Source organism: Candidatus Angelobacter sp. (assembly GCA_035607015.1).
Taxonomy (GTDB): Bacteria; Verrucomicrobiota; Verrucomicrobiia; order Limisphaerales; family AV2; genus AV2.
This window is the reverse complement of sequence record DATNDF010000088.1, coordinates 1-5,396: the sequence shown is the minus strand read 5'-3', so window position 1 is coordinate 5,396 and position 5,396 is coordinate 1. Positions and strand designations below refer to the sequence as shown.

At 56.4% G+C, this 5,396-nt stretch carries 4 protein-coding genes; 1 reads left to right on the top strand and 3 read right to left on the bottom strand.

Translation table 11 applies throughout. The annotated features are described in order from the left end of the window. From VN887_03725 to VN887_03715, 3 genes are all read right to left on the bottom strand, one after another. On the bottom strand, positions 1-302 hold a 302-nt coding region (locus VN887_03725; GenBank protein HXT39112.1), incomplete at its 3' end, for a hypothetical protein. Between the two features lie 531 nt (positions 303-833). Continuing rightward, positions 834-2,654: a carbamoyltransferase gene (locus tag VN887_03720; protein ID HXT39111.1), complete on the bottom strand. Its 1,821-nt coding sequence runs from the start codon at positions 2,652-2,654 to the stop codon at positions 834-836. Between the two features lie 9 nt (positions 2,655-2,663). Next, positions 2,664-2,816 (bottom strand): DUF5989 family protein, encoded by a 153-nt coding sequence (locus tag VN887_03715; protein HXT39110.1) that lies wholly within the window; start codon positions 2,814-2,816, stop codon positions 2,664-2,666. A 157-nt stretch (positions 2,817-2,973) separates the two neighbouring features. Here VN887_03715 and VN887_03710 point away from each other — a divergent pair, with 157 nt between their 5' ends. Next, a complete protein-coding gene (locus VN887_03710) occupies positions 2,974-5,262 on the top strand; it encodes a tetratricopeptide repeat protein (GenBank protein ID HXT39109.1) in 2,289 nt (762 codons plus the stop codon). Positions 5,263-5,396: the final 134 nt, after the last annotated feature.

The following is a 5,396-nucleotide window of genomic DNA, read 5'->3' as shown; positions in this document are numbered from 1 at the left end:
AGTGCGCTCGGACCGCCCAGATGGCAGAAGAACAGATCACACCTGCCATCCCCGTCCACATCACCCGCCGCCACCCCCGAGCCGTTCAGCAGAATCTGATTGGTCAGATGGCGTTGTTCTGAAAGAGAATTCGTGAAAGCGATTCCTGTAGTTTCTAAAGGCTGGAGAGTGAATCCGACCCTGCTCGTTTGATGCACGGGGAGTTGCGCGTAGCGATAGCCAACTCCAACCTGCCAATCTTCGGCTTTTGCACTGAACAACGACACCGCGGCAAACAGGAGGAATTGCCAGCGCCCCTTCATACACCCTGATTGGAAGCAACGCCCCGTTTCGGGGTGATACAAAGGACACGTTGGCCGTTACCAGACATCGCAACCGTCGCGTTCATTCGTTGGCTTTGTATAAGGAGAGCGGGGTAGTCAAAAACACATTCAGAATTGACGATTAAAACCAGCGCTTGATTTGGCCGTACTCCAATATGTCGCCACTGGCCCTTTCCTGAGCATCAACAGGTCTCTGCCGGACAGCCTTAGCAGCACACCAAGAGGGGTCAATACAAACCAAAAAAAGAGAGTCAACAGGATGATCCCGACAACCCGGCCCGCGCGAGAGCCGGCGATCATACCGACGCGGTAAAAAAGTCGAAACCACCTTGGCCGGAAAAGGCAAATGAACAGCGCCGCGGTCAACGACGTCAGGATCGATGTCATTCCAACATGCGATATGACATGGCGCGTCCGGAGCAGCACCGTCAGCACCCCCAACGCTACAATCGAGGCTCCGGTGAATTTCATCCACTCCTTCGGATCCTCTTTCAACCTCAGGCTCATAGCTCAACCGGGCGTTGGTTTGAAGTCCGCTGTAGCGCTTCGAGGCGGCTGCTTTGCGCGATCCAGGACGTAATTGCCTATGACGAGACAATCCATTTCGGTCCGGACGAAGCACCGGTAGGCATCGTCCGGTGAACAGACAATAGGTTCACCGCGCACGTTAAACGAGGTGTTCACCAATACGCCGCAACCCGTGGTTTGCTCGAACCGCTCCAACAGGCCGTACAGACGCGGATTTTGATCGTACGAGACGGTCTGAATCCTTGCCGAATAGTCCACATGTGTCACCGCGGGGATACAGGACCGCAACTGGTTCACCCGATCGATACCTCTGGCGGTGGCTGTTGTCGGACGGCGCAGTTCCTTCTTTACGGGAGCGACCACGAGCATGTAAGGCGATTCGACGTCCAACTCGAAGTAGTCGGATACACGTTCACGTCGAACCACAGGGGCAAAAGGCCGGAATGATTCACGAAACTTGATTTTCAAGTTCATTGTGGATTGAATTCGAGGTGATCGCGCGTCGCCCAATATGGAACGATTGCCCAATGCGCGCGGCCCGAATTCCATTCGCCCCTGAAACCACCCGACGACCTTTTCCTGTTGAAGGAGATCAACCGTCCGATCAAACAAGGTTTCGTCATCCAGTCTCTCGTAAACTGCCTGACGCGAGCGGAGCACAGTTTCGATTTCCTTGTCAGAGTATTCCGGGCCGAGCAACGCCCCGCGCATCCCATCGCTCGCTCCAAGTTTTGGTTCTGCGGCGCCGGCACTGTTCTGCCCGTGCCACACCGCCAGGGCTGCACCCACGGCACCCCCTGCATCACCGGCTGCGGGTTGAATCCACATGCGTTGGAAAATTTTTTCCCGTAGTATTTTTCCGTTTGCGACGCAGTTGAGGGCGACGCCGCCAGCGAGGCAAAGGTTCTTTTGATCCGTGATGCACCGGGCGTGACGCGCAAGGCGCAGCATGATCTCTTCCAGGACTGTTTGAATTGACCGTGCCACGTCCATGTGGCGCTCATCCAAGGGAGCCTCGGGTTCCCGCGGCGGCCCCCCGAACAGTCGATGAAATGCCTTGTTTGTCATGCGCATGCCACCCAGGAAGTCAAAATACTCAAGGTTCAACCAAAAGGAGCCGTCGGGTTTCAAATCGACCAGGTTCTCGTAAATGGTCTGAACGAATCTCGGTTCTCCGTAGGGCGCCAACCCCATCAACTTATACTCGCCGGAATTGACCCGGAAACCGCAGTAGGCGGTAAAAGCGGAGAAAAGCAAACCCAGAGAATGCGGAAACCGTATTTCCTTCAACATCTCCAAACGGTCGCCGCATCCCTTGCCGATTGTGGTCGTCGCATACTCGCCCACACCATCCACGGTGAGAATGGCAGCTTCGTTGAATGGCGACGGATAAAAAGCGCTCGCCGCGTGTGCCTGATGGTGTTGCGTGAAGAGAATCTCACATTTGCCGCTCAGGCCAGGTAACTCTTCGCGAATCGTGGCGCGGAGATTCAGTTTGTCGCTCAACCATGAAGGTAGTGCTCGAAGAAACGCCACGAATCCGCGTGGCGCTGTCGCGAGACAAGTTTCCAGCAAGCGGGCGAATTTGATTATCGGTTTGTCATAGAACACAACTGCGTCAAGATCGCCCGCCTGAATCCCGCCCTTGCGCAAACAGTAATCAACGGCGTGTCGCGGGAAACGTTCATCGTTTTTTCTCCGGGAGAACCTCTCTTCCTGGGCTGCGGCGATGATGTTCCCCTCCCGCAGCAACGCGGCCGCGGCGTCATGATAATATGCCGAGATGCCCAGAATGTGCCGCATGGGCGAATGTCACATAAACGGATACATGAACGGCGCCAGAACCGAACTGCCGCTAAAAACGATTATTGCCGCGAGAAGCAGGAGAATGACAACCAGAGGAATCAGCCACCATTTTTTTTCCTGCTTCAGAAACGACAGGAATTCTTTGCAAAGCTGCCACATGTTTGACTTGAGTTTACCTTCCGGCTCTCGGTGAGGCAAAGACAAACGAAACACTGTGCTTGCTGCCACCCGCCGCGAAACTGAGCATCGAATGGCCGCACTCACGGGGCTTGAATTTTGTTTTTTTCGAAGCGGAGCTTTGCTAGCTTACCAGCGAGTGCCCAAGCCCAGGAAACACCGTTCGCCGAGAAAAAACTCTGCCGGACAAAACCCCGAAAGGCCGCGCTCCCCGCGCCGCCGGCTGCTGTTCCGTCTCGTTGCGATGGTGTTGAGTCCTTTGGTTGGCGTCCTGTTGTTGGAAGTAACGTTGCGCATCGCTGGCTACGGTTATCCCACTACTTTTTTCCTCGAGACCAATATCAATGAACGGACTGTCCTTGTTGAAAACGCCAAGTTCGGCCTCCGGTTTTTTCCGCCGGCACTGGCCAGGAGTCCGGCACCCATCGTGATGCCGGCCGATAAGCCGGTGAATTCCTACCGCATTTTTTTACTCGGCGAATCCGCGGCGCTCGGTGATCCGGAGCCCGCTTACGGCTTCGGTCGTTACCTGGAAGTTCTGCTGCGTGAGCGATATCCGGGCACACGGTTTGATGTTATTTGCGTGGCGATGACGGCGATAAACTCACACGCGATCCTGCCTATTGCCCGCGAGTGCGCGCGCCATCAGGGAGACTTGTGGGTCATCTACATGGGCAACAATGAAATGATGGGGCCGTTCGGCGCAGGCGCTGTCTTTGGTTCACGGGCGCCGCGATTGGACCTGATCCGCGCGTCTCTCGCGCTAAAAACGACCAGGGTTGGACAGATGCTCGACGCGTTCCTCAGCCAGCTGGGTTCGCGGGCATCTTCGCCGGACCGTTGGCAGGGCATGAGGATGTTCATGGACCACCAAATTCGCCCTGACGACGCGAGAAGACGACGAGTGTACCAGAATTTCAAACGTAACCTCGATGACATTCTGCGCGCCGGCGAAGATGCGGGGCTGAAGGTCATCCTCAGCACTGCCGCTGGTAACCTTAAAGACTGCGGACCATTCGCTTCGCTCAGTGCGTCCGATTTGAATGAAGAACGACGGCAAACATGGGGACAGTTTTATTCGCAAGGGAAGTCCTTCGAATCTCTGGGCGAGTTTTCAGAGGCTATCGCCAAGTATTCGGAGGCGGCGCGGATCGATCACACATTTGCCGAACTCCAGTTTCGATTGGGCCATTGCTACCTTGCGCTCACAAATTCAGACCAGGCGCGGGCCTGTTTTGAGCGGTCCCGGGATCTGGACTGTCTTCCTTTTCGCGCCGACTCGAAGTTGAACGCAATCATCAAACAGGCGGGTGTTGAACACAGCGCCCGGGGCGTGCAGTTATTCGATGGAGTGGGAGCGCTCTCGGCCCAGGCTCCTCAAGGGATACCCGGGAATGAATTGTTTTTTGAGCACGTGCATTTGAACTTTGAAGGCAATTATTTGCTCGCGCGCGCCATGGCGAAAGAAATTGCGCCGATCCTCCCGCGGACGATCACCGACCATAATACCTCGGGCGAATGGGCTTCCATTGAACTTTGTGATCGTCGACTGGCGCTGACGGACTGGAACCGGTTCCAGGTGTATCAAAGCATTCTGGCGCGAGTCTCGGACGCTCCATTCACAAACCAGTTGGCCTACTTGCTTCGCACAAGAATTTACTCGGAAAAGCTGTTGGAGCTGAAATCCCGAATGACGCCGGAATCGTTCGCAATAGCTAAGGATGTCTATCGTGCTGCTTTGGCCGACAGACCGGATGATTATCTGATCCACGAAAAATTCGCCGAATTCCTGGAGATGACCGGCCGGCAGACGGAAGCGGGCGTTGAATGGCAACGCGCGTGCGAATTGTTGCCGCATCACTTCATGCCGTTTTTCCGTCTGGGCAAACTCCGGGGCCGGCAGGGTAAATTTCAGGATGCGTCGATTCTTCTGTCCCGTGCCGTGACCATGCGGCCCGACTTTGTCGAAGGCCTCGACGAGCTGGGCAGGGCTCTCTTCAAGCAGGGAAAGTTTGCCGAGGCGCTGGCGTGCTACCAGAATGCGTTGCGCCAGCAACCGGCCAACGCAACGACGCATTATCAGATTGCGGACGTGCAGGCGGCGCGGGGCCGACGGGAGGAGGCGCTGAAAAGTCTCCGCGAGGCGGTGCGGTTGCGACCGGGCTACTGGGAAGCGCGGTATTTGCTGGGGGTCGAACTGGCGCTGCGGGGCGACATCCCCGGGGCGAAGGATCAATTCAGTGAAGTGGTGCGGTTGAATCCTCGGTATGCCCTGGCGCATTTGAACCTGGGGGTTGCCTTCGCTCATGAGGGAAGAATCGCGGCCGCATTGGCCGAGTTCCAGGAAACTTTGCGGCTCGATCCGGGCAACAAATCCGCGCAACAACACATTGAGGGACTTCAGTTGTTGCAGCAGCGCGGGCGTTGATGTGGCGAAGCCCGGTTCGGCAGGATTTGGTTCAGCGCGAGGTCCGGATGGAGCCGGTGGGATCGAGGGTGATTTCCCTGGGGTTGAGAGGGAGGGGTGTCGTGGTTGTTTTTCCTCCCGGCCAGCGGATCTGG